The organism is Hyunsoonleella sp. 2307UL5-6 (assembly GCF_047345485.1).
GTDB lineage: Bacteria > Bacteroidota > Bacteroidia > Flavobacteriales > Flavobacteriaceae > Jejuia.
This window is the reverse complement of the sequence record NZ_JBLFEN010000004.1, coordinates 348,455-374,016: the sequence shown is the minus strand read 5'-3', so window position 1 is coordinate 374,016 and position 25,562 is coordinate 348,455. Positions and strand designations below refer to the sequence as shown.

Annotated in this window: 18 protein-coding genes; 7 read left to right on the top strand and 11 right to left on the bottom strand. The window is 32.2% G+C overall.

All coding sequences use genetic code 11. The annotated features are described in order from the left end of the window. Positions 1-2 precede the first annotated feature (2 nt). On the bottom strand, positions 3-392 hold the full coding sequence (gene ytxJ, locus ACKGJY_RS09755) for a bacillithiol system redox-active protein YtxJ (protein ID WP_413973693.1): 390 nt from the start codon (positions 390-392) through the stop codon (positions 3-5). A gap of 348 nt (positions 393-740) precedes the next feature. Here ytxJ and clpB point away from each other — a divergent pair, with 348 nt between their 5' ends. The 3 genes from clpB to deoC all read left to right on the top strand — a co-directional run bounded on the left by clpB (position 741) and on the right by deoC (position 5,841). After that, positions 741-3,344 carry an ATP-dependent chaperone ClpB gene (gene clpB, locus ACKGJY_RS09750; protein ID WP_413973692.1) on the top strand — a complete coding sequence of 868 codons (2,604 nt, stop codon included), beginning with the start codon at positions 741-743 and terminating at the stop codon, positions 3,342-3,344. A 251-nt stretch (positions 3,345-3,595) separates the two neighbouring features. Beyond that, positions 3,596-4,450, top strand: coding sequence for a TraB/GumN family protein (locus ACKGJY_RS09745; RefSeq protein ID WP_413973691.1), 855 nt, complete (start codon positions 3,596-3,598; stop codon positions 4,448-4,450). A gap of 647 nt (positions 4,451-5,097) precedes the next feature. Further along, positions 5,098-5,841, top strand: a complete 744-nt coding sequence (deoC, locus tag ACKGJY_RS09740) for a deoxyribose-phosphate aldolase (protein ID WP_413973690.1) — start codon at positions 5,098-5,100, stop codon at positions 5,839-5,841. Here deoC and ACKGJY_RS09735 read toward each other — a convergent pair. Genes ACKGJY_RS09735 through pxpA form a run of 3 tightly spaced genes read right to left on the bottom strand, consistent with a single transcriptional unit; the run spans position 5,838 to position 8,154 of the window. Then, on the bottom strand, positions 5,838-6,686 hold the full coding sequence (locus ACKGJY_RS09735; RefSeq protein WP_413973689.1) for a biotin-dependent carboxyltransferase family protein: 849 nt from the start codon (positions 6,684-6,686) through the stop codon (positions 5,838-5,840). The genes deoC and ACKGJY_RS09735 overlap by 4 nt on opposite strands. Then, positions 6,679-7,410: a 5-oxoprolinase subunit PxpB gene (pxpB, locus tag ACKGJY_RS09730; RefSeq protein WP_413973688.1), complete on the bottom strand. Its 732-nt coding sequence runs from the start codon at positions 7,408-7,410 to the stop codon at positions 6,679-6,681. The genes ACKGJY_RS09735 and pxpB overlap by 8 nt, the downstream gene beginning before the upstream one ends. Before the next feature lie 3 nt (positions 7,411-7,413). Further along, a complete protein-coding gene (gene pxpA / locus ACKGJY_RS09725; protein ID WP_413973687.1) occupies positions 7,414-8,154 on the bottom strand; it encodes a 5-oxoprolinase subunit PxpA in 741 nt (246 codons plus the stop codon). Positions 8,155-8,952: 798 nt separating this feature from the next. Here pxpA and ACKGJY_RS09720 point away from each other — a divergent pair. After that, positions 8,953-10,509, top strand: a complete 1,557-nt coding sequence (locus ACKGJY_RS09720; RefSeq protein WP_413973686.1) for a T9SS type A sorting domain-containing protein — start codon at positions 8,953-8,955, stop codon at positions 10,507-10,509. A 334-nt stretch (positions 10,510-10,843) separates the two neighbouring features. Here the strand turns inward: ACKGJY_RS09720 and ACKGJY_RS09715 are convergent, their stop codons facing one another. From ACKGJY_RS09715 to ACKGJY_RS09705, 3 genes are all read right to left on the bottom strand, one after another. Next, positions 10,844-12,076 (bottom strand): Nramp family divalent metal transporter, encoded by a 1,233-nt coding sequence (locus ACKGJY_RS09715; RefSeq protein ID WP_413973685.1) that lies wholly within the window; start codon positions 12,074-12,076, stop codon positions 10,844-10,846. Positions 12,077-12,099: 23 nt separating this feature from the next. Continuing rightward, on the bottom strand, positions 12,100-15,339 hold the full coding sequence (locus ACKGJY_RS09710; protein ID WP_413973684.1) for a S41 family peptidase: 3,240 nt from the start codon (positions 15,337-15,339) through the stop codon (positions 12,100-12,102). 88 nt (positions 15,340-15,427) lie between these two features. Further along, positions 15,428-16,540 carry a DUF2891 domain-containing protein gene (locus ACKGJY_RS09705; RefSeq protein ID WP_413973683.1) on the bottom strand — a complete coding sequence of 371 codons (1,113 nt, stop codon included), beginning with the start codon at positions 16,538-16,540 and terminating at the stop codon, positions 15,428-15,430. Positions 16,541-16,599: 59 nt separating this feature from the next. Here ACKGJY_RS09705 and ACKGJY_RS09700 point away from each other — a divergent pair, with 59 nt between their 5' ends. From ACKGJY_RS09700 to ACKGJY_RS09690, 3 genes are all read left to right on the top strand, one after another. Next, positions 16,600-17,112 carry a SixA phosphatase family protein gene (locus ACKGJY_RS09700; protein ID WP_413973682.1) on the top strand — a complete coding sequence of 171 codons (513 nt, stop codon included), beginning with the start codon at positions 16,600-16,602 and terminating at the stop codon, positions 17,110-17,112. A gap of 213 nt (positions 17,113-17,325) precedes the next feature. Next, positions 17,326-17,778 (top strand): hypothetical protein, encoded by a 453-nt coding sequence (locus ACKGJY_RS09695; protein WP_413973681.1) that lies wholly within the window; start codon positions 17,326-17,328, stop codon positions 17,776-17,778. A 571-nt stretch (positions 17,779-18,349) separates the two neighbouring features. After that, positions 18,350-19,381, top strand: coding sequence for a hypothetical protein (locus ACKGJY_RS09690; RefSeq protein ID WP_413973680.1), 1,032 nt, complete (start codon positions 18,350-18,352; stop codon positions 19,379-19,381). A 211-nt stretch (positions 19,382-19,592) separates the two neighbouring features. Here the strand turns inward: ACKGJY_RS09690 and ACKGJY_RS09685 are convergent, their stop codons facing one another. The 4 genes from ACKGJY_RS09685 to ACKGJY_RS09670 form a co-directional block, all read right to left on the bottom strand. After that, positions 19,593-21,128 (bottom strand): YifB family Mg chelatase-like AAA ATPase, encoded by a 1,536-nt coding sequence (locus ACKGJY_RS09685; protein WP_413973679.1) that lies wholly within the window; start codon positions 21,126-21,128, stop codon positions 19,593-19,595. Between the two features lie 81 nt (positions 21,129-21,209). Then, a complete protein-coding gene (locus ACKGJY_RS09680; protein WP_413973678.1) occupies positions 21,210-22,223 on the bottom strand; it encodes a transglutaminase domain-containing protein in 1,014 nt (337 codons plus the stop codon). 9 nt (positions 22,224-22,232) lie between these two features. Continuing rightward, positions 22,233-22,874: a carboxypeptidase-like regulatory domain-containing protein gene (locus tag ACKGJY_RS09675; RefSeq protein ID WP_413973677.1), complete on the bottom strand. Its 642-nt coding sequence runs from the start codon at positions 22,872-22,874 to the stop codon at positions 22,233-22,235. A 434-nt stretch (positions 22,875-23,308) separates the two neighbouring features. Next, positions 23,309-25,495 carry a glutamine synthetase III gene (locus ACKGJY_RS09670; RefSeq protein ID WP_413973676.1) on the bottom strand — a complete coding sequence of 729 codons (2,187 nt, stop codon included), beginning with the start codon at positions 25,493-25,495 and terminating at the stop codon, positions 23,309-23,311. Between the last annotated feature and the right edge of the window lie 67 nt (positions 25,496-25,562).

The window sequence follows — 25,562 nt, the reverse complement described above, 5'->3', positions numbered from 1 at the left end:
AATTATACAAATCTATTTAAATCCACCTGATTAATTTGCCCGTGAGACGCATTGGCCACCAACGTTCCATTTTTTATCACTAAAAGTTGTGGCGATTGGTGTATTAATTGAAATTTATACCCAACTTCATCAGAAATTTGGCGATAACTCAAAATATCTAAGTAATATAAATCCAGTTCTTTTTCACTAAAATTATACTCACTAATAAACTGGCGCTGTACCATGCTACTAATACCACATCGTGTTGAATGTTTAAAAATAACTTGTGTTTTTATAGCAGATTTCTTTTTAATATAATCAAGCTGTTTCAAATCGTTTAAAGGAATCCACGGTAAAACCTTTTCCTCTCGCTTCTCTTTTTCGCCTCCAAATAATTTATCTAATAATCCCATTTTGTTGCTATTAATTTTTCTTTTTAATATAAACTAAAATTCTACACATTTAGTATATACGGTTTTGGGCGTTACCCAAGGGTCGGGCTTTACGTTACAAGTCCTCGCACCTCCTGCGTCGGGCTGTGGGCTATCCACTACAATCCCTAACGCTCCACTGTTATGTGCTTACTCTAATATATTTACTATAAGTCGATTACATTAACTACTACTTACAACTGACTAAACGTCATTATTCTTAGGGAAATTCAAGACATTTTGTCGCAAATTAAAACGCTACTCAATTTGGTAAGGTAATTGACTTACTCATCACGTAAAGTTAACGAAAAAGAATATAAAACACATATAATGAATTTTAATAATTATACTATAAAATCGCAAGAAGCCATACAACAAGCGCAACAAGTCGCGCAAAGTTTTGGGCATCAACAGATTGAAAACGAACACATCGTTAAAGGTATTTTTGAGGTGGACGAAAACGTATTACCATTCATTTTAAAAAAATTAAATGTAAACGTATCCATACTACAACAAGCCTTAGACAAACAATTAGAAAGTTTCCCAAAAGTGTCGGGTAGCGAACTCATGCTATCTCGCGATGCTGGAAAAACTCTAAATGAAGCCTCTATAATTGCTAAAAAATTAAAGGACGATTTTGTGTCTATAGAGCATTTAATTTTAGCTGTATTTAAATCAAACAGTAAAATAGCGCAAATGCTAAAAGACCAAAGCGTTACCGAAAAAGACTTAAAAGCAGCTATAGAAGAGTTACGAAAGGGAGAAAATGTAACATCGCAAAGTCAAGAAGACACCTATAATTCGCTTAATAAATACGCAAAAAACTTAAACCAATTAGCAAAAGATGGTAAGCTAGACCCAGTAATTGGACGCGATGAAGAAATACGCAGAATACTTCAAATTTTATCCCGACGTACTAAAAACAATCCTATTTTAGTAGGAGAACCAGGTACAGGTAAAACTGCTATTGCCGAAGGCTTAGCGCATAGAATTATTGATGGTGATATACCAGAAAATTTAAAAGAAAAACAAATTTTTGCTTTAGATATGGGTGCGCTTATCGCAGGCGCTAAATACAAAGGTGAATTTGAAGAACGCTTAAAAGCAGTGATTAAAGAAGTAACTACTAGTGATGGTGATATTGTATTGTTTATAGACGAAATTCACACACTTGTAGGTGCTGGTGGCGGTCAAGGCGCTATGGATGCTGCTAACATTTTAAAACCAGCTTTAGCGCGTGGCGAGTTGCGTGCTATTGGTGCTACTACTTTGGACGAATACCAAAAGTATTTTGAAAAAGATAAAGCCTTAGAGCGTCGTTTCCAAAAAGTAATGGTAAATGAGCCAGATACCGAGAGTGCTATATCAATATTAAGAGGAATTAAAGAAAAATACGAAGCACACCATAAAGTACGTATTAAGGATGATGCTATTATTGGCGCAGTAGAATTATCAGAGCGTTACATTACTAATAGATTTTTACCAGATAAAGCGATTGATTTAATGGATGAAGCTGCTGCAAAAATGCGTATGGAAATTAATTCTAAACCAGAAGAATTGGATGTTCTAGATCGTAAAATCATGCAACTAGAAATCGAAATTGAAGCCATTAAGCGCGAAAAAGATGAAACGAAATTAAAATCATTACGTGCAGATTTAGCAAATATAAAAGAACAGCGCAATGAGATAAATGCCAAGTGGAAATCAGAAAAAACGGTTGTAGATAATATTCAGAATACAAAACAAGATATTGAAAACTACAAGCTAGAAGCTGAAAAGGCAGAACGTGAAGGCGATTATGGTAAGGTAGCAGAGTTACGCTATGGTAAAATAAAAGAAGCCCAAGAACAACTTGAGCACCTCCAAAAGCAATTACAAGCACAATCTGAAACTTCTTTAATTAAAGAAGAGGTTACTTATGATGATATTGCCGAAGTTGTAGCAAAATGGACAGGGATTCCTGTTACTAAAATGTTGCAAAGTGAGCGTGAAAAACTACTGAAGTTAGAAGATGAATTACATAAACGAGTTGTAGGACAAGAAGAAGCTATTGAGGCTGTGAGTGACGCAGTTAGAAGAAGTCGTGCGGGTTTACAAAATCCACAAAAACCTATTGGCACCTTTTTATTTTTAGGAACAACTGGTGTGGGGAAAACAGAGTTAGCTAAAGCACTTGCTGCTTATTTATTTGATGATGAAAGCGCCATGACCAGAATAGACATGAGTGAATACCAAGAACGTCATGCAGTAAGCAGATTGGTTGGTGCACCTCCAGGATATGTTGGTTATGATGAGGGCGGACAATTAACTGAAGCTGTAAGGCGTAAACCGTATTCTGTAGTGTTATTAGACGAAATTGAAAAAGCACACCCTGACACCTTCAATATACTATTACAGGTTTTAGATGAAGGACATTTAACAGACAATAAAGGACGTGTAGCAGATTTTAAAAATACTATAATAATAATGACTTCTAATATGGGTAGCGCCATTATACAAGAGCGTTTTGAAGCAACTAAAGATATTGATTCTGCAATTGAAGCTGCAAAAGTTGATGTTCTAGCATTATTGAAGCAAACAGTGAGACCAGAATTTTTAAATAGAATTGATGATACCGTAATGTTTGCACCCTTAACTAAGGAAAATATTGTTGATATTGTTGGTTTACAATTAAAAAGCTTAACCAAAATGTTAGGGCAGCAAAATATAACGTTTGATGCTACAAAAGAAGCGGTAAGCTATTTAGCAGAAAAAGGCTATAATCCAGAATATGGTGCCAGACCTGTAAAACGCGTCATACAAAAAGAAGTACTAAATGCTTTAAGTAAAGAGATTTTAGCAGGAAAAGTAACAACAGATAGCATTATTTTGTTAGATGCTTTTAATGATATGTTAGTTTTTAGAAATCAAAACGACTTAGTAAAAAAAATATAAAGTTTAGTTTAGTTTAGTTTGGTTAGTTAGTTTGAAAAGCAGCGAAAATCTCCCTTAAGATGAACGCTGCTTTTTTTGTTTAATAACAAATTTTTAATGTTAGTTATTAAAAACCCTAACGACTTATTAGTAAATATAAAATTTGGTTGGTTTAGTTTGAAAAGCAACGTGAATCTTTTTTAAGATAAACGTTGCTTTTTTTTGTAACAAGTTATTAGTTTTGGTTACTTATTACAAAACAAAACTACTTTATGAAATCCATTTTACTCACATTAGCCACCTTTTTATCAATTTTTTCAATAACTGCTCAAGATTTAGAAAAATCTACACTCTGGAAAATTAGCGGGAATACGCTTGAAAAACCGTCATACCTATTCGGAACAATTCATCTTACCTGTAACGCTTCATTTGATGAAGATGTAAAGAAAGCTTTAGATGACACCACTCAAATTGTATTAGAGATTGATATGGACGATCCTGGATTACAACAAAAAATGATGGGTAACATGTTTATGAAAAACGGTAAAACCTTAAATGATTTTGTTTCTGAAGAAGATTATAAAACATTAGAAACCTTCTTTTTAGAATATTTAGGAATGCCTTTAAAAACTATGTTAAACATAAAACCTTTCTTTTTGTCTACAATGTTATACCCAAAAATGTTAGATTGTCCAATTCAATCTTATGAATTAGAGTTGGTTAAAATTGCAAAAACACAAGACGAAGACATTAAAGGTTTAGAAACCATAGAAGATCAATTAAAAGTGTTTGATACCATACCGTATCAAGATCAGATAAACGATTTATTAAAAACAGCTAAAGATAAGCTTAAGTACGACAAAGAAAATTTTGCAAAAATGCTTGAATTATATAGTGATGAAGATATTTCAGAATTACTAAAAATGGTAGTTGAAGACAAAAACAACTCCTTTGGTAAATATCAAGATGTGTTTTTAAATAATCGTAATAAGAACTGGATTTCTAAAATTAAATCGCTAGCTACAGACCAACCTACTTTTTTCGCTGTTGGTGCTGGTCATCTAGCTGGAGAAGAAGGTGTAATTAACCTTTTAAGAAAAGCAGGATTTACAATTACAGCTATTTAATTAAAAAATGAAGCTTAAAAAACGTCAATTCATTTATCCGCATTTTCAGTAAATTAATACTTGAATTAAAAAAATACTAATTTGAGTTATAATTTCTATTATCTAGAAGACTCGTCAATAATTTAGCCTTTTAGAATAACATCGCAAATTATACTCAAAATATTAAATGTATATATTTTAATAAAACGTTGTTCATTTTGAAAAAATTCAGTCATCGAATTATGGACTCTATGCAGAAGCTACATTAAACTATTTATTTTAACTCAAAATGCACAGTTGGTTTAAAAAAGTAAAATAATAGGATAGATAAATGCACTTTTAAGAAACAATTAAAACAACTAAAATTTATTCTTCGTCTTAAATTTTATAGTGTATTTAGCATAAAAAATGCTTTTTATACTAAAACACATAACTCACTGTTTATCAATTATTAAATCTATACATTAACTCCGTTTATCGAAAAATAGAATATAAAACAACCTTGTTGTATAATAATGTTTACTTTTAAATGTTTATTAATCTGTTGATAAATATGTAGAACGACTCCGCTTCGTTTGTACTTTTTTTTTAATTTCACAACAAATCTTATCGCCCCAATAAGTACATTTTAATTTATAATAATTTTAAAAGGAAACCTACTTTTATTTATGAATTTATCTAACTATATAGACTATACATTTTTAAAGCCAACTGCTACAGAAAGAGATATTATTAATGTCTGTAAAATAGCAAAAGCACATAATTATTTTTCAGTATGCATCAATGGGTGTTATGTAAAAATAGCGAAACAACTTTTAAAGAATACAAATTTAAAAGTGTGTACAGTTGTAGGGTTTCCGTTTGGTGCTTCATCTACAGAAAGTAAAATTGCTGAAGCTAAAAATGCTGTAGAAGATGGTGCTGACGAGATAGATATGGTTATAAATTTAGGTTATTTAAAAAGCAGGAATTATGTTTCTGTTTTAAGAGATATAGCAGACGTTAAACGTGCCATTGGAGACGTAACCTTAAAAGTAATTATTGAAATTTCTGAGCTTAACAAAAATGAAATAGTAAAGGCTTGTGAAATAGCCGTAGATGCTAATGCTGATTTTGTAAAAACCTCAACAGGATTTGCTTCTGGAGGCGCTACTTTTACTGCAGTTAAAATTATGAAAAAGACAGTAAAAAACAATGCTAAAATTAAGGCTTCTGGCGGTATAGCAGACTTTGAAAGCGCTGTAAAGTATTTAGAATCTGGTGCCGATAGAATTGGCACTTCTAAAATATTAAAACCAGAAAGCGATACTCTTCAAAAACGAAATTCTAAAATTTACAGACGTTATATGGAAACTTCTGAAAAAAGCGAAGTATCTCTTGATGTTTTAAAAGATATTAAAGTTAAGTTTTAGTTTTTTAACTTAAAAACAATCTTTTCTCCTACAAATTTTTGAGACAGACTACTTATTGCATTTTCTGTTAATTGCATAACTCTTGGGTAGCCTCCTGTGGTTTGACAATCTCGCATTAAAACTATCAATTTCCCTGATGGTGTTAGTTGTACAGTACCAGGTAATACGGGTGAAGTAATTATTCCTTCTAAAGCGTTTTCTATAGTTTCATTAAGTTGATACGCCATTCTATTATTGTCTTTAGATATTGAAAACGATTCTGAAAATAATTTTTGCTTTTGAGTTTTTGATAACATATCAAATTCTATTCCTGGAAACACTTCTAGGGTTTTAGCTTTAACATAAGAATCATCAATTTTTACACCAGCAAAATGCTCTTGCTGTATTTTACTATTTTGAGATATTGTCAAAGTAGTATTCTTAGTTATAGAATATGATTTAGTAATACCCTTAAACATACTTTTACTACCTAAAATTTTTTGAGTTTTAAAACCGCCCGATATAGCTAAATAACATCTAAAACCAGATTGTAATGCTCCAAAACTTAAAATATCTCCTTTAGAAACAGAAATATAACGATTATTACCTATGCGTTTATGATGTAATACAGGACTCATATTTGCTCCAGTTATCGCTATTGCAGAATTACATTCAAACTGTAAATGCGGTCCGCTCATTGTAATTTCTAATACAGCAGCATTAGCAGTATTCCCAACCAAAGTATTAGCCAATATAGCAGCTCTTTTATCCATAACACCAGATAAAGGCACACCGTATTGTTGACAACCAACACGTCCTAAATCTTGGATAGTAGTATAAAAACCTGCTTTTAAAACCTTAATCATTTAATACCTCACTTTCTATTTGATACACACCAGCGTTTACTAAAGTTTTAATATTGTGAAACTCTTTTAAAGAAATTGGATAAAATTTAAGGCTGTCTCCAGCACGAGCAAAACAAGGTTTTGGTTTAGAAATATCAAAAAAATTAATAGGACAATTACCAATAATATGCCAACCGCCTGGGCTACTAGTTGGGTAAATACCCGTTTGCGCTCCACCAATACCTAATGCACCTTTTTCGATAGCTAAACGCGGTGTTGCTTTTCTTGGTGTAAAAAGCACTTTATCTAAACCGCCTAAATATAAAAAACCTGGTAAAAAGCCGATAAAAAAAATAGTGTATGTTGGTTTGCTATGTAAGGTTACTATGTCTTGTATAGAAATTTGCTTTTCTTTTGAAATTTGCTCTAAATCTATTCCAAAACTCACATCGTAGCACACTGGTATTTTCCACATTACACTTTTATCCTTTTTTGATATATCTGATGTATTATAGACTTGTTTTAAGATATTAACTTCAGAAGAAAAATTAAAATTACTGTTTTGATAAGTAATTAAAAGTGAGGCGTACCCATGATGTAAATTTTTAGTACCAACCGCTTTATTATTTTTAAGTTTTGATTTAAAGGCTAAAATGTCTTTCAATATTGATTCATCAATCCGTTGCGGCCACTCAACAAGAATTCCATTCGCTCCATAGTATTTATATTTTAAATCAAACGCCATAATTTATAAAATACGTATGCCTTCTAGTTCTAATTTATGCCTTAATATATTAACCAATTCTAACGCTTTAGGATTATCACCATGAATACAAAAGGTATTGGCTTTTATTTCTTTGTAATTTCCAATGATTGTTTTTACTTTTCCTTTGGAAGTCATTCTAAAAACATGCTCAAACACAGCATCTGGATTATGTAAAACTGCATTATCCTTTAGTCTAGATACCAAAGTTAAATCATCATTATAATTTCTATCAGCAAAGGCTTCGTACACTATCGGAATTCTATTTTCAATAGCAATTTTAGCAATAATTGAATTGTAAGGCACATATAAATACACAGGTAAATGTATAGCTTTAATTACCTCTATTATAACAGATGCAATTTTAGGATCAGTCGTTGCTTTATTATACAAGGCACCATGTGGTTTTATATGATGTAATGTAGCATTCTCTTTCTTTAAAATAGCAACCAAACTATTAATTTGATCTTCTATAGTTTTAAACAGTGCTGCACTTGATAAATCCATAGAAAGCCGCCCAAAATTTTTTTTATCCGGAAACGATGGGTGTGCCCCTATTTTAACTTTTTGGGCTTGGGCAAGTTTTACGGCTAGTTGCATAGAAAATTCGTCTCCTGCGTGACCACCACAAGCAATATTGCAAGACGAAATTAAAGGCATAAGTTGCGCCTCGTTACCAATGCCCTCTCCTAAATCTGCATTTATATCTATTGAATACTTATACACTGTGGTAAAATTAAATTGCTTTCATATTTTTAACAAAAGTTAATGCCTATAAGATAAGTTTAACAATCATTAATATAATATTCTTTGTGAAATGACCTCAAAGTTGGATAAATTGATTAAAAAATTAATTGTTTAGTAGAACAAATAAGTTTTTATGGGTTAAAATAGAATTTATTATTAAAAAGCTTCAAATAAAAAAACTTAAAACTAATTAAGCTATGCTTATAAAAAATCTGAACGATTAACATATATTCTAAACTTAATTCGCTAATGCTCATAAAATTATAGTGAATGCTTGATTTATACCACTTGTAAATTAGTATATATAATACTTTTAACTAATCACAAATTAACATCAAAAAAAACAAGTTACAAACCAAACATTTAATCATCTATGACAAAAACTATTTTTATTTCTTGAATAAAGATCTTGTAAATATAACCAACTTACAATTCTTTTTATTAAAGAGATATCATGACCTATATATTTAATTTGTATCTACAATAGTGAAATATTTTGAGACCAACAATAGGATTTATGTGATAACTATCTAAGTTATTAAGATATCTCATATTAAAACTACAAACTTAATATTGTAAAGCTAAATCAAAACTAGTTTAGACATTTGTATTATTCTTAATACAACTTATTTTCACAAATAAAATGTGACTTAATAAAGCCTTAATAAATACTAAAATAGACGTTATGTTACATACTTCATGTGATGTAATACGGTTTTATATTTTAGTACATAAACTGCTTTATTAATAGTACTTAATTTAATAACAAAACAAATTATGAAAACATTTAATATAAATAAATCAAATATTTCGCTATACATTATAGCTGTTATCTTTTTAGTAACATTTAATTCCTATTCTCAAAGATACTGTAGTAATGTTCAAGCTTCACCATCAAATGCAGCAAACCTTAATGATAACCAAAACACAACCTTTGAAGTATTTAAATCCACGTCTGGTGGTGTAGGTTGTTTAACTGCTACAAGTGCTGGCAATAACGAATTAAAAATTATTAATGGAGAAATAAATGGAAATGTAGGTAACGTTTTATTGAGAGAATCTAAAAGACGAAACCCCCAAATAAATGACAGATTAAGTTATACTATATCATTTTCAGAAAACAATAAAAGTTCTGCCAACAATGTATATCATGGCGCGTATGGGTGGTGGAGAAATGGCAATTCTAACAATAACAGTTTTATTGGTGGTGCTAGAAACGGTGTAGTAGAATGGTATGTAGTGCAAGGGCATAACGATATAGAACATCCTACTTTCGGTATGGATAAAGTACAAGGTTTTTCATATGAAGATGCAGGAGGAACTTATGATGTTTATATTAAAGACATAGTTAATCAAGGTTCAGTATATAATAATGTTGTAAACTTCACACAAATAAAATGTGTAAGAAGATCATCTGTAGCTAAAACAAGTACTAGAACATTAAACATGCAGGTACACTTTGATAATATGTTATCTGCTACCAGAGTAAGTCGTATTGATAATTTATTTGAAATATCCTATTGCGTAGAAGCATTTGGTGCTTTTAGTGGCAGTAATATAAATGTTAAATTTGACCTGGATGCAAGATTTTCAAGTAGTGGAGGTAGTAATAACGGTGGCAACAACAGCGGTAGTACTAACTGGCCAGAAATAAGTCCTGGGAAATACACATGGTCTAGTGGAGATTGGCCTGGTTACCAAAATAGTAGAGCTAATGATAATAATTTAAACACACGTTGGGCATCTCAAGCAAATACAGTCAATCCATATATGGCATATGATTTACAAGGACATTATGATATTGGAAAAATAAAATTACATTTTGACCAAGCATATGCATACAATGTTCGTATTTGGGTAAACAATGGTGGTGGTTGGTACATAGCAAAAGATGCTAAAATTGATTACTACACACAGGAGATATCTGTAAATAGAACAGCCCGATGGATTTCAGTACAATCTCTAGGTAATCCCTACAATCATATTTCATTAAAAGAATTTGATGTCTTTGGGTTTTACAAATATGGTAAACAAGAAAAACTAAAAGGAGAAGCTAAACCTCTTCCTAAATTAGACAAAGATGAATTAACACTTACCAAAGAGCTTTCTATATTTCCTAACCCTGTTTCAGATGTATTTAATATTAGACTCAAAGGTATGGGTGAAACTGATGTAGTTATAAGCGATCTACTAGGTAAAACTATATATAAAATTACTACTGATAATGAAAATTTGGAGTTAAGAAAAGGTAGTGCTTTTAAATCGGGTATGTACCTTGTAACTGCTACAGATAAATTTGATAATAGATATACATCCAAATTGATTATCAAATAAATCATTAGATACTAAACTATAACTAAAAATTTTGATGTTATTTAAAAGGTTGTGTTACTCAGTGTAACACAACCTTTTTTTATAATATATTTATATAATCTTAACCTGTTTAGCATTTTGAGTTAAGAATATAACATAATATCAGCTCTTTAGAAGTCAACTAATTCGAGTGTTTTTTTGACAAAAAATAGTACCGAGAACCAATTCACATCAGAAAATACTTATTCTTAATATAAATTTTACTCATTTCAATCGTGAAATTCACTCGAATTAATAGAATTTTGTTAAAATGCACAACAGATGAAACTTTAATAATAATATAACCTATATGCAATTATAAAAATAACTGTAAACTAAAAACCTTATTTAAAGCAGTAATTGCCAATAACAAACTAATTAAAAAAATAAGTACACCAATTATATTATTTAGAGTACTATTTTTATGTATTCCTAAAAGGGCATTTCTATTCATTATCCACAATAAAAAACCAGTAATTACAGGAAGTAACACACCATTGGCCACTTGGGCAAATTTAATAACTTCTATTGGTTTTAATCCTGATGCTGAAATAAGAACACCTAAGACTAAAATTAATACCCAAACGCTTCTAAACTTAATAGATTTTAGATTAGTACCCCAACCAAAGCAGCCTGATGCTACATAAGCTGCTGCCAAAGGTGCCGTTATAGCACTTGTAATTCCTGCTGCGAACAAACCTATTGCTAAAACATATTTGGAAGCACTACCAAATAAAGGCTCTAAACCCAAAGCTAAATCTGCTGCATTAGTAATGGTATCACTTTGTATTGCGGTAGCAGACACTATAATACTTATAGATACTAAACCTCCTAAAACAATTGCTAAAAATGTATCTGTTCTCGCATGTTTTAAATCCTTTACATCATGCCATTTTTCTTTAACTAAAGATGCATGTAAAAACAAATTATACGGCACAACGGTTGTACCAATTAAAGCAATAATTAATAATGTACTACCTTTTGGAAATTGAGGTACAAACATACCTTTAAATAATTGAGATATACTAGGTTTAGTTAAAATAGCAGCCGATAAAAATGCTAAACTCATTACAATTACCAATGCTATTAACACACGCTCTATTATTTTATAATTGCCAATATAAAGTAATATAAAAGCAATAATACCTATAACAATACTAAACACATTGAATTGCATACTACCAATAGAAAATGACAGTGTTCCAAATAAGGTCTCTAAACCTAAAACACCGCCGCTTATATTACCACCTTCGTAAGCTGCATTACCTATAACTATTGCCGATATTATTAAAGCAATAGCAAAATATTTAACCAAAGGTGTTTTAAGCTCTTCGCGTATAACTTCGGATAATCCTTTTTGAGTCACCAATCCTAATCGTGCAGTCATTTCCTGTAATACTACAGTAGCAATAATTGATAATACCATGGCCCAAAGTAATGCGTAGCCAAATTGCACACCAGATAGCGTACATACAGTAACTGTACCAGGGCCAATAAAAGCTGCTGCTACCAGTGGCCCAGGACCAATATTTTTAAATAATTTTTTCAAATTAAAATAGTTTCTTCAATATACTATTTTAATTGGCTTAATAATTCATCTACCGCTTTTTTAAGCTGCGTATCACGTTGTTTTGCTTTATCATCTGGATTATTATTCACTATAATATCTGGAACTGCTGGCCCCAATTCCATATTAGATTGTGTTGCTTTTACATACCAACCCCTAAACGGCATTCTTACATAAGAGCCATCTATTAAACCCGTACCGCCAGTAGAAATTACTGCACCAAACGTGGGTGTACCAACCAAAGTACCAAGATTTAAAGTTTTATACGCATGAGAAAATATCTCAGCGTTAGAATAACTATTTTGGTTACAAAGTGCTATGGATGGTTTTGTCCACGATGCCAATGGTAAACGCTCGCTATACGGGTAATGGTTAACGAATTTTATTTGTTCTTTCTTTAAATTTTTTGCTGCACCTCTTGGTACAGTATACGCATGTTGTTTCACGTTTAAAACTGCCATTAAATAATCTGTAGTCCAACCACCACCATTAAAACGCACATCTATTACTATACCTTCTTTACCTAATCCTGCTGCAGTTAACTCGCGCTCAAAACGCTCAAAGCTTGTCCAATTCATGCCTTGAATATGAATATACCCTAATCTCCCATTTGAATAGGTATCCGTTAATCGCTTTCTTGCTTTAACCCAAGCATTATAATTCTCTGCTCGGTTACTCGATTTTGGACGGATAATAATTTCTTTTGAAACGCCTCTACGACTCACCTCTAAATATATTTTCTCATTTACAGTACCTTCTAAAAACTCATATATATTTGTAGAGCTGTCTAAGCTGTTTCCATTTACAGCAGTAATTACATCACCTACAAAAATTTGACTAGCACTTCTATCTCCTGGCATTCTCGGTACAACAGATATTACTTTTAAATTTCCGCTAGCTAAGGGTTCTAGTTCTATACCTAATAATCCTGTGCGTTCTCGTTGCACATCTTCTCTTGTTTCTACGCGATATAACCCCATGTGGCTTGCGTTAATTTGCCCTAGCATCCAATTAAATATAGTTTGAAAATCATCACGTGTAGAGGCATTTAAAGCTAAAGGCTCATATGTTGCTCTTAGAGTTTCCCAATTCTGACCATGAAAATCAGGGTCGTAAAATCCATCGTTTATCGCTTTCCAAGCTTCATTAAATATTTGCTGAGACTCTACATTATAGTCAATATCCATTTTGGCCGAAAATGATAATGACTCCATTTTATCGTTTGACATGTTTAAGCTTGATAAGCTACCGCCTTTAGTAAGATAAAGCTTAGATATTTTATTATTGGTAGTAATATTAGAAGGTCTTGCATTACTAGTGGTTAACGCCTTTTTATCTTTACCGTTCCATTTTATTTTAAATAAGTCTGATGTTGTTTCTGCATCACCTCTACTCCCATTTCCTGTAGTATAATAAATAGTTTTAGAATCTTTTGAAAATAACTGACCAAATTCTCCGCCAGTAAATGCCGTAACTTGCACTTGACGCTCATGGATATCATCAAAATTTATAGTAATCGGTTTTACTTTAGGTGTTTTTTCTTTTTTATCTTCTTCTCCTTTTTTATCAGCTTTCTTTTCTTCTTTTTTTAACTTTTCATCATCCGTCGCTTCTTCCCAATCTTCGGTTGTTTTTTCCCAATCGGCTTTTGTTAACCACGTAAACCACACATCGTAATCACTATTATTTCTGTTAGAAGAAAACATAAGTTTTTTTCCATCGGGGCTCCAAACTGGTCCGCGATCTTGTTTAGGATGCATCGAAATATTTACAGGTTTTGTACTATTATCAGCTTTATGAATATAAATTTCAGCATTAAAATCTAAATCACTTAAACTGTAGGCTAACCATTTAGAATCTGGAGACCATGATACGCCGTTTGCTGTTGCCCAACCATCTAAAAGTGTCTTTTTATTAGAGAGTTGCCCTTTATTATTAATATTAGCAACAACCAATTTCCCTCTTCCAAGAGTATACGCCATCGATTTGCCATCAGGAGACAGTACCAAATTATCTTCGTTACCTGAAGTTTTAGTTAATCTTTCAACCTTATGCTTTAATGTTTTAAAAATATCACCTTCATTGTTATTATCAGATTTTACTAAATATATATCCTTTTGCCCTGCTCTATCTGAAATAAAAAGCAACGTACTATCATTTAACCACGTAGCATCTGTATCTCTATAAGATGATTTTGTTAAGTTCACGGTGCGTTTTTTATCTTTTGAAGTTTCACGAACAAACAATTCTCCACGTATATTTATAGCGGCATAGGCACCGTTTGGAGAAATAGCAATAGCATTAACATCTCCACTATATGTTTTATGCACCACAGGATCGAACCTGTAATCAGAATTTATAGTTATGCTTACTGCCTTTTGATTTTTAGTTATAGCATTAATTACAAATACGTCGTTCCCTTTAACAGCTACAATATCTTTTCCGTTTTTACTGATTTGAAATGAAAAAATACCCATATCAGAAAAACTAGTGATTTGCGAAATATCACCCTGCTTTGTTCCACTCTCGCTTATACTAAGTTTATGAATATTGTACTTACCAGATCTTGAAGATTGAAAATATATAGTGTTATCATCTCCCCATTGCGGATAGAAATCGTTTCCATCATAATCCGTTAATTTGGTATAACTATCAGTTTTAATAGTGTAAAGCCAAATATCTCTATTAGCAGGCCCACGGTACGCTTCTCTTTCTAACCTACAACTGCCTTTTACAAAAACCACAAACTTACCGTTGGGAGAAATTGCAGCATCATAACCCGTAGCATCCAAATAACGCTTTGGTGTGCCTCCATTTTGGCTAATAATATGCGTTTCAAATTCACGCTCTACTTGCACAAAATTTCGTCTTGTAGAAAATATAATATTACCATCAGCTGTATAATCGGTTATTATATCAGATGCGGAATGGTATGTGATACGTTTAGGCATACCGCCAGAAGCTGGCATTACAAACACATCATTATTACCAAAACGCTCACTTATAAAAGCAATTGAAGCACCATCGGCACTCCAAACAGGTTTAGTATCGTAAGCCTCGTGTACCGTGAGCCGTTTAGCATTTTGTCCTGTTATAGTGCTTGTCCAAATATCACCTTGATAATTAAAGGCTATCATTTGTCCGTCTGGACTAATAGCAGGAAAATTAATTAAAGGGTTTTGAGCAATAACTGTAAGGGAAAATACTAGAATTATTAATGCGTAAAACGATGATGATAATTTCATTTTCATGGGTTATGTTAGTTATAGCCCTAAAAATAAAACTAATACCAGTAGTATTTAAACAAATTAAAGTTTGTTTAACAAAAACCGATTATAATTTAGAAGCGTTTAGTGCATAAATAGCAAAACTACCTAACCAATGTCCGCCTTCATAACTATCACCAAAAATACTTGGTAAGGAATATTTAATATGCTGGTGGCCTATATTTTTAAGATGCGCGTATTCTGGTAATCCCTCGGCTATTTTATAAAAATTCCAAGCGCGCGAAAAATTTACACCATCTAAATGCACCAAGTGTCCATCGGTTCTATCAGATACAATACCCACCTCAATATTAAAATCTTTTTGTTTTAATTGTGGTAAAAATTTATCAAGCCATATTTTATAATCTTCTAGTGGCAATAAACGTTTCATTAGCGCCGCTTCTTCTAAACATGGAGATAAAAAATCACTACCACTAGGTTCCCAACCTATTCGGCATTGTGCGTCATCAGTAAAAAAAAACAAGGCTCTTTTTTTAATTGCATTTTTTAAGTTGTCATCTCCTAAAGTTTCGGCATAATCATAAGCAAACGATAATCCAAAAGCAGTATTGGTATGCGTGCCCACGCGCTGTGGATAGTTAAGCTTAGGCAAAAACGCAATATATTTTTCAACAATTAAATCGGTTAGCGGTTGTAAATTACGCTCTAATTGTCTTGCGGTAGCATCCTCCCAACTATGTAATGCTTCCGCTAGTTTTAGTAACCAAGCCCAACCATAGGTACGCTCGTAAGATGTATTGTGTTTTCCTTTAAAATAAGCTACCTCAGCTTCTATATTTTCTTTAGAAATATTACTGAGTAAGCGTTCTTTAATCGTCGCTGCTCCTTCTATATTTGGAAATGATTTTAAAAGGCTCACCAAACTCCAATGCCCATGAACCGAAGAATGCCAATCGAAACATCCATAAAATGCAGGGTGCAAAACAGTGGGTGGTTTTAAATCTTTAGCACTACCCAAAGTTTGCGATAAGCGGTTTGGGTATTCGATATTCATACAATGCAAAGGTAAGTCGGCCAATTTTTGTGCTTGTTCTATATTTAAAATAGGCGCCGAAACAATTTCTATAGCTTTTACGTGTTCAGGTGTCTTTTTTTCTTCTTTTGAAGTGTTACAATTAAGGGCAACCAAACCAACTAAAACTATTATAATTTTTTTCATTCCATAAAAATATAAAATAATAGCCTTAAATTAGTTATGAATTAACATTTAGCTACATAATGAAAAAATACTTACTTCTTTTTATTTTTTCTTCTCTATTGTCTTGTAAAAATAATACAGATAAACACACAGAAGTTAAAACTACTAGCAATCATCTATATCTAGTAAGGCATGCTGAAAAAGACACAACAAATCCTGAGGACCATAATCCAAAATTAACACCAGAAGGTATGTTACGTGCGGCACAATTAAGTACTATTTTAAGTGCTTTTCCACTGCAAGCTGTATATGCTACGAACTATAACAGGACCTTACAGACAGCTAAACCAACAGCACTTAAAAACAACCTTGAAGTTACAATTTATAAACCCTTTACACTTAAGGCTAAAACATTAGTAACCTCTAATAACAACATTCTAATTGTTGGTCATAGCAACACTATTCCAAAATTGGTAAATGCGATAATTAAGAGTGATGTGTATGCGGATATAAATGAAAACGACTATGGAAACCTATATCATATTACCATTACAAATGGCAAGGTTTCTAGTTACGAGTTAACTAATTATTAGTGTAATTTAGTATTATCAAAAAGCGTATATCTCCACTTTACATACCTAAACTATCTTTAAAACAGTAACTTAAAACACTTAGCAATTCTGTCGTTTCTTTTAGTAAACACAATCAAAAATCCTGCGTTTCAAAACCATCATTATAAAAATAATCTACTAACCATTCTGTAAGTTTTTACAAAAAGGTAACGACCTAAATAAAAAACTTATATTATGAAAACACTACTTTTTATCATATCACTTATCACTTTTGGAACTGTTTCAGCTCAAAATATTAATACTTTACCTACAAATAATGATTTACAACTACTGACTGATGGTTGGTATAAATTTCAACTAGAAGGCGTTAGTTTTGATGTAGAAATTCAACAAGGCAAATACGTTAAAGGCAATATTTTTTGGCCAGATGGCGCATCGTATTCTGGAAACTTAAACGGAAAATATATCTCCGGACGTGGCACTTATATATTTCCAAGTGGTATGCGTTACGAAGGGGCTTTTAAAAGAAGCAAACGCCATGGTAAAGGCTCTCTTATTTTACAAGATGGCACAAAATGGAGTGGTAAATGGAAAGAAAACCTTAAAAATGGTAAAGGCAAAATTTTTAGTGCTACAGGAGATATTACAGACTCTGGTGTTTGGGATGCCGATGAGCGGATTATGTAAAGTTATTTATGTAATAGCACTTTAAAGAGTGGGAAGCCTGTTTTTAATGGCTAACCTCCTAAGGTCGAGACTGGCTTTACGCATTGATTTTTATTTCAAAAAAAATATTCGAAAATATAAGTATTTCAATACTCAATCTTGACTTCGTCGGGGAAGTCTGTGCTGAACGCTATCGATGCATTCTAACTCTAAGTTTACGTTTCTGGCTATGGATTTAAACGTAATGGTTCGGGTTGGTTTGCCAACTCTTTGAAAAAAAGTTGTATCTGGTAAATTTCAACTTAGTTTTTACCACTCAAATCAACACTAGTCATAAACTATTTTAAATTAATTTTAGAATATTCCTACCTATCGCGAACGTCTCGTTCGTAGCTTCATTAATTTATTTTTACAAAATTTCTACTTTGGTAAGGAGTATTTCTACATACTTCTCAACTGGAAACAGAAAAAATCACTCTTGTCGCCACTAAGCGGAGCTTAGCGGTAGCGGAGGCTAAATTCAAATATAAATCATATTAAATTATTATTTATCATATATTTGGAATGTTATTAACTATATTTTTTTGTAATTATGATAAAATATTTTCTTTTTATTTATTCTTTGCTTTTTGTTTTTTTAAGTATATCGGCACAAAAACCTAGCTATAAAAATATAAGTATTAAATATGTTAAACCACCAACAGATCCACTTCCAAAAAACGTAAAAACCTATTATACTGAGATTCTTAATACTATACCTGAAATAGCTGATATTAATGGTTTTACAATCAAGAAGATTAAAAATATAAAGCTTAGATTTAACGGTTATACTAAAACTGAAGAATCGACCAAAGCACATGTTCTTTTAAAAATGAATTTTCACTCAGCTAAATACAAATCGGAAATCAATAAAACTACCACAACTGTTAAAAAAGATGGTGAACGAGTTGAAGTCCCAGCTGAACAGTTAATCATAACTTCATCAATTAAATCAGATATTTTGATGCGTGATGTTTTAAACGGCAAAGACATAATTGTTCAAAAAGATTTTGTTTCAGAACAAATTTATGATACAGGTGCAATGGAACAAATAGGGTTAGCAGCTAAAATATTAAAACGAGATGGTAAAAAGAAGGCATTTGGCATGTACCGAAATATGCTAGACAAAAGAATTCTTGATTTTTCAGATATGATTAGTGAAAAATATGGTTATACTGTTAAAAATGTCAGCTTCAAAATTACAATGGGTAAAGGGAAAAAATACGATTATTCAAATCTACAACAGGCCTTCGATTCTATTAAAACAATAACAAAAAACACTAGAAAGCTTTTTATCAAAGACGAAAAATCTAAACAAAAAATTAAAAATTGCATTAATATTTGGCAGAATGCTATAGCAGAATACGAGCCAAATACTAAAAAAGCTAAAATTAATGATAAAATTATCGGCGGACTATATAATAATATGGCAATAGCATACTTTTTAATGAAGGATTGGGAAAAGACATATGAATACTCTGAAAAAGGAAAAGTATATAAAACATCAAAAAAACGTTCTGATTATATATCTAAATTTTGTAAAAACCTACAAAGCTTAAGAACTAAGAGTCCTCTCTACAACTAAAAGTAGTAGTATTTTATTAATACCCTGACAGTTAATACCTTGTCCATAGTGTCAACAGAGCTAGTATGGTTGATTTAATAAGAAATAAAAGTTACTAGTCAGTGACTAATTACTTTTACTTACTCCCCCGCTACCGCTAGTCTGTGACTAGTGGCGTCAAAGATTGGTTAATAACCTTTATTAATAAGATTCCTGCCTCCGCAGGAATTTGTCAACCCAACCACCCTTCACGATCCAAACTACGATACTGTATCGCTTCACTAATATGAGAGCCATTTACATCTTGAGTACCTTCCAAATCAGCTATCGTTCTAGATACTTTCAAAATCCTATCATAAGCCCTGGCTGATAAATTCAAGCGTTCCATAGCGGTTTTCAATAATGCTTTAGAGGCATCATCCAACACACAATGTTTTCTAATTTGCTTTACATTCATTTGCGCATTGTAATGTACAACATCAGAATCTGCAAAACGTTGGGTTTGTAATGCTCTAGCTTGGGTAACGCGTTTTCTAATATCCACGGAAGATTCTCCTTTTCTATCATCACTTAACTTATCAAAAGGTACTGGTGTCACTTCAATATGGATATCAATCCTGTCTAATAACGGACCAGAAATTTTACCCAAATAGCGTTGCATTTCCGCAGGACTAGACGTTACAGGTGCATCAGGATCGTTAAAATAACCTCCCGGACTTGGGTTCATACTCGCCACCAACATAAACGATGATGGATAAGTTACCGTAAATTTTGCCCTAGAAATCGTTACTTCTCTATCTTCTAAAGGTTGACGCATTACTTCTAAAACCTCACGCTTAAATTCTGGTAATTCATCTAAAAACAACACCCCGTTATGCGACAATGAAATCTCTCCAGGTTGCGGATAACTGCCACCACCAACTAAGGCTACGTTACTGATAGTATGATGCGGACTTCGAAAAGGCCGTTGTGCCATCAATCCTGTATCTTTTACACGCCCCACAACGGAATGAATCTTTGTGGTTTCTAAAGCTTCATGCAAAGTCATTGGTGGTAAAATACTCGGTAAGCGTTTTGCCAACATGGTTTTACCTGCTCCTGGAGGTCCAATTAAAATAATATTATGGCCGCCAGCTGCTGCAATTTCCATACAACGTTTAATACCTTCTTGCCCTTTTACATCAGCAAAATCAAACTCAGGGAAATCTAAGTTTTTCTCAAACTCTTTTCTTGTATCAATTATGGTTTGTTCTAGAGGTTCGTTTTTATCAAAAAAATTAATAACCTGCTTAATATTTTCTATACCGTACACCTCTAGGTTATCAACAATAGCGGCTTCTTTAGCATTTTGTATTGGCAAAATAAAGCCTTTATAACCTTCTTCCCTTGCCTTTACAGCTATAGGTAATGCGCCTTTTATGGGTTGCAAACTGCCATCTAAAGAGAGTTCGCCCATAATTAAATAGTGGTCTAAATTGTCAGCTTTAATTTGATTGGTTGAGGCCAGAATACCTATTGCCAAGGTTAAATCGTAGGCACTTCCCTCCTTTCGCAAATCTGCTGGAGACATATTAATGATTATTTTTTTTCCTGGAATTCTATAGCCGTTATTTTGAAGCGCAGCGGCAATTCTAAAATTACTTTCTTTTATAGCATTATCTGGCAATCCTACTAAATGATAGCCCACGCCTTTATCTACATTAACCTCTACAGTTACAGTGGAGGCTTCTACACCAAACACAGCACTTGCATAAACTTTTTTAAGCATATTTTTTATTTACTGCTTAAATGTAAGAAATGTATTTTTAATAAAAAATGATTTAGTAACCTGAGAGGATACAACGGTTTTTCATTTTTCAACATTTACTGTGCAAGATGATACTACAGCATTATCAATTTTTAAATGCACATCGTATTGTCCTTTTTTATTAAATTGATGTTGTAACTCTAAAATTCCATTTTTATAAGCGGTGCTATTTGGCACAATGGTTTTAGAACGAAAACTAGAGCTTAACAAAAGTTTTGTAGTCTTTAAAACCTCGCTATTTAAAATTTTAAAACGAAAAACAACCGTTTCTCCTGTTTTAATTTTAGTTACCAAAATCTCAGGGTTTAAAGGAATAACACCGTATTTATAACTATTTTGATAAATAATTGGGCCTTTTACAAACGAGGTAAGCGAGATAGCATCTTCTAAAAGCAGCCATTTTGTATCTAAAGGAAAATGATTTTTAGCAAATAATTCTGGCTCTGGTAAAAAATAACCCTCAATATAGTTTTTAATAAATTGTGGTTCATCTAAATTGAAAAAACCACTGGCCTGTGTGGTATCTGCAAAGTACCATTTGTTATTAAGTTTTACCACATTCCATGAATGATTAGGAAAATCAACAGTATTTACATTTGTACTTACTGTGCGTGCATATCCATTTACAATTTCGCATTCTATATTTGCCAGATTGCATAATGCCTTAAGTATATAGGCATAACCCGAACATATTGTTTTTTTTTCTCGTAACAGCTTTTTATAAACTTTAGATTGCACTTTTGTATTCCATTTAGCAAGAGCAGCTTTATTATTAATTAATTGATGTCTCTTTTTAATTGTAGCATCACTAAAATAATGATCGCTCTCTATATTTAAACACACCCAAGTATGGATGGCTCTAAATTTTTCTACTTCGGTTGTTAAGGTATTGGTTAAATTATACACCAAAACTGGCATATTACGTAATGAGGCATTAGTATGAGATTTTGCAATACGATCTGCCTTGTTAAAATCTATATGTGCAAAATCCTGTTTTTGAGCTTCCGTTTGAAAACTTAAAAACAGGATTAAAATATATAAAAATGATTTTATCAAACTTAAAAATTACTTACGCTTAGAGCTATATACTGCATTTACCTCTACCGCACCCAATAAATCAATATCGTCACCAGATAATTTAATATTTAAAAAAGTCTCTCCTTTTTTAATTATAACTTTTTGAGTTTTATACCCTAAATAGCTTACCAAAAGTACATCGCCTTCTTTTAAGGCCTTTGGAAATTTAAACTTACCATCAAAATCGGCAGTTGCGCCTATTCGTGTGTCTTTTAATAAAATATTGGCTCCAGCAAGTGGACCATCTTCATCTAAAACGATACCACGCAACACGTTATTTTGTGTAACTTCTTTTTGAACAGGTGTATTAGTTGTTTTATTTTGAGCTTGTATTGTATGTAAAGAAAGTATTGAAAACACAGCTATTGCTGCTATTTTTAAGATACTAGTTTTTTGTTGTTTACCTGTAGAATTTTGCATGGCGTTATGTAATTGCGACTGTTTAAAAATACCACAAGTTTTAGTATTATGCTGTTTAAAATGATTTACTAATGCACTATCTGGCATTTGCCTAAAATCGATAACCTCTTGTTTACAGGGGTTGCAGTAACCTCCGTTTATTGTTGTTTTAAACTGACTAAACTGCTTTGAGCACGGTTTTGGCATTGAGATACTTAAATGTGTTTTCATGATATAATATTTATTGTTCTCTCGAAACTAAAAATAAGAAATATTATAAACTATCCTGTTTTATTAAACTTAATATATTAATGAGTGAACTCGTATTATAAATTAGTTTTAGGTATTTGTCATGTTATTTTTTAAACAATTACTTATACAGATATGTAGAATGCTGATATACTAAAAATGCTTTGGCAGATACACCCGCGTTAGGGATTGAAATGGCATCCTTTTTAAAAAAATATAAGTATAATACTAAACGTAATGTACCAATTTGGCAAATAACCTAATAGTTTATTTTTAGTAGGATACTTTTTAAAAAGATATAATGAAAAGCCCGACCCGATAGGGTAACGCCCTAATACCTTAATATTTAAAAAAAGACGATAAGCTAATTAAAAGCACCAAAATTTTATATAATTAACATATTATAGCTTAAACAACTATCTTATAAACAGTAATTCTCTATACTTAGTTAGGGGCCAAAGCTCGTCATCTACTAAAAGCTCTAATTTATCACAATGGTAACGTATATCCGCTAAAAATGGTTTAACAGTTTCACAGTAAGCTTCGGCTTTTTTAGTAACATCCTCTAAAGTATTTGCTGTTTTACGTGCGTTAATCATTTTAGTAACATTGCTATTAATACCATCAATATGTTTTGAAATTGCTTTGATGAGATTAAGCTGCTCTTTGGCTAAATTTTTATAGTCATTTTCGTAAATTTCTTTTAATCCCTTTACGTTTTCAATTAATATATTTTGATACTTAACCGCAGTTGGCACTATATGGTTTCTAGCAATATCACCTAAAACACGACTTTCAATCTGTATATGATTAATGTAAGCTTCCATTGCAACTTCGTAGCGCGCTTCGGATTCTATTTTACTCATAACGTTCATTTCGTTAAATAAGTTTATGGTGCTTTTATGCAACTTAACCTTTAGAGCTTCTGGCGTTGTTTTATTATTACTTAAGCCTCTAGATTTTGCCTCTTTTTCCCAAGCTTCTCCATAGCCATTACCTTCAAATAAAATATCTTTTGAAGCTTTAATATATTCTCTTAATACATTAAAAATAGCTTCGTCTTTTTTAAAATTTTTATCTTCAATAAGTACGTCTACTTCCTTTTTAAACTCTTTAAGTTGTTTAGCTACAATGGTATTAAGCACCATCATTGGATTGCCACAATTCTCCATGGAACCTACAGCTCTAAATTCAAATTTATTACCTGTAAATGCAAAAGGTGATGTTCTATTTCTATCGGTATTATCCAAAAGTACATCGGGTATTTTACCAACTACATTTAGTTTTAAATCGGTTTTTTCTTTTGGGGATAATTTTCCTTTTGTAACACCTTCTAATTCTTGTAACACCTTTGTAAGTTGTTCTCCTATAAATATTGAAATTATTGCTGGTGGTGCTTCATTTGCCCCTAAACGATGATCGTTACTTGCAGATGCTATTGATGATCTTAGTAACTCTTCGTTTTCATACACCGCCATTATCGTGTTAATAAAGAAGGTTAAAAACTGTAGGTTACTCATTGGTGTTTTACCTGGTTTTAATAGGTTAATTCCTGTATTTGTTGATAACGACCAATTATTGTGTTTTCCAGAACCATTAATATTAGCAAACGGTTTTTCGTGTAAAAGCACTTTAAAATTATGACGCGAAGCTACGCGCCCCATAACATCCATAAGTAATGAATTATGATCTACTGCTAAATTTGCTTCTTCATGAATTGGTGCTATTTCAAATTGGTTCGGTGCCACTTCGTTATGGCGTGTTTTTACAGGTATACCTAAAAGCATGCATTGATTTTCTAAGTCGCGCATAAAATTTAGGGCACGATTTGGAATGGATCCAAAATAATGATCGTCTAACTGCTGACCTTTTGCAGATGAATGTCCTAGTAATGTGCGCCCAGTTAAAGTAATATCTGGTCTGCTTGCTGCAAGATTTTTATCAACTAAAAAATACTCTTGCTCCCACCCCATAGACGAGGTTACTTTTTTTACATTTTTATCAAAATACTTACATATAGCTGTTGCAGCATCATCTACGGCGTGTAATGCTCTTAATAAAGGGGTTTTAAAATCTAAAGCCTCACCTGTGTAAGCCACAAAAATGGTAGGAATACACAAGGTAGTTTCATATATAAATGCTGGTGAGGTAGGATCCCAAGCGGTGTAGCCTCTGGCCTCAAACGTATTACGAATACCACCACTAGGAAAACTAGAAGCATCAGGTTCTTGTTGTACTAATTGATTACCACCAAATTTTTCAATAGCGTTTCCATTTTCTAGTGTCTCAAAAAAAGCATCGTGTTTCTCTGCTGTAGCACCTGTTAAGGGCTGAAACCAATGTGTATAATGTGTAACACCTTTAGATAGCGCCCAATCTTTCATAGAAGACGCGACTTGATCTGCTACAGTTCTATTAATTTTTTTTCCATCTTCAACAGCACTCATTACACCTAAAAAAGCATCTTTTGTAAGATACTGGCGCATTGTATTTACATTAAACACATTTAATCCAAAGTTTTCTGATCGTTTACCGTCTTCAAGAAACGTAGTAGATTTATAATTTATAGAAGCCTTAAGCGCATGAAATCGTAAAATTGCCATGATTTAAATTGGTTTATTTTTTGTAATATTTTGCTACAAAAATAGTGGATAATGGTAAACAAACACC

Bases quoted from the DNA above. Each gene is read 5' to 3' on its own strand.
- ACKGJY_RS09705 (WP_413973683.1), bottom strand. From the start codon at position 16,540: ATGAAAAAAATTATAATAGTTTTAGTTGGTTTGGTTGCCCTTAATTGT.
- ACKGJY_RS09745 (WP_413973691.1), top strand. From the start codon at position 3,596: ATGAAATCCATTTTACTCACATTAGCCACCTTTTTATCAATTTTTTCA.
- ACKGJY_RS09720 (WP_413973686.1), top strand. From the start codon at position 8,953: ATGAAAACATTTAATATAAATAAATCAAATATTTCGCTATACATTATA.
- ACKGJY_RS09735 (WP_413973689.1), bottom strand. From the start codon at position 6,686: ATGATTAAGGTTTTAAAAGCAGGTTTTTATACTACTATCCAAGATTTA.
- ACKGJY_RS09675 (WP_413973677.1), bottom strand. From the start codon at position 22,874: ATGAAAACACATTTAAGTATCTCAATGCCAAAACCGTGCTCAAAGCAG.
- ACKGJY_RS09710 (WP_413973684.1), bottom strand. From the start codon at position 15,339: ATGAAATTATCATCATCGTTTTACGCATTAATAATTCTAGTATTTTCC.
- ACKGJY_RS09695 (WP_413973681.1), top strand. From the start codon at position 17,326: ATGAAAACACTACTTTTTATCATATCACTTATCACTTTTGGAACTGTT.
- ACKGJY_RS09685 (WP_413973679.1), bottom strand. From the start codon at position 21,128: ATGCTTAAAAAAGTTTATGCAAGTGCTGTGTTTGGTGTAGAAGCCTCC.
- ytxJ (WP_413973693.1), bottom strand. From the start codon at position 392: ATGGGATTATTAGATAAATTATTTGGAGGCGAAAAAGAGAAGCGAGAG.
- ACKGJY_RS09690 (WP_413973680.1), top strand. From the start codon at position 18,350: ATGATAAAATATTTTCTTTTTATTTATTCTTTGCTTTTTGTTTTTTTA.
- ACKGJY_RS09700 (WP_413973682.1), top strand. From the start codon at position 16,600: ATGAAAAAATACTTACTTCTTTTTATTTTTTCTTCTCTATTGTCTTGT.
- clpB (WP_413973692.1), top strand. From the start codon at position 741: ATGAATTTTAATAATTATACTATAAAATCGCAAGAAGCCATACAACAA.
- deoC (WP_413973690.1), top strand. From the start codon at position 5,098: ATGAATTTATCTAACTATATAGACTATACATTTTTAAAGCCAACTGCT.
- ACKGJY_RS09670 (WP_413973676.1), bottom strand. From the start codon at position 25,495: ATGGCAATTTTACGATTTCATGCGCTTAAGGCTTCTATAAATTATAAA.
- pxpB (WP_413973688.1), bottom strand. From the start codon at position 7,410: ATGGCGTTTGATTTAAAATATAAATACTATGGAGCGAATGGAATTCTT.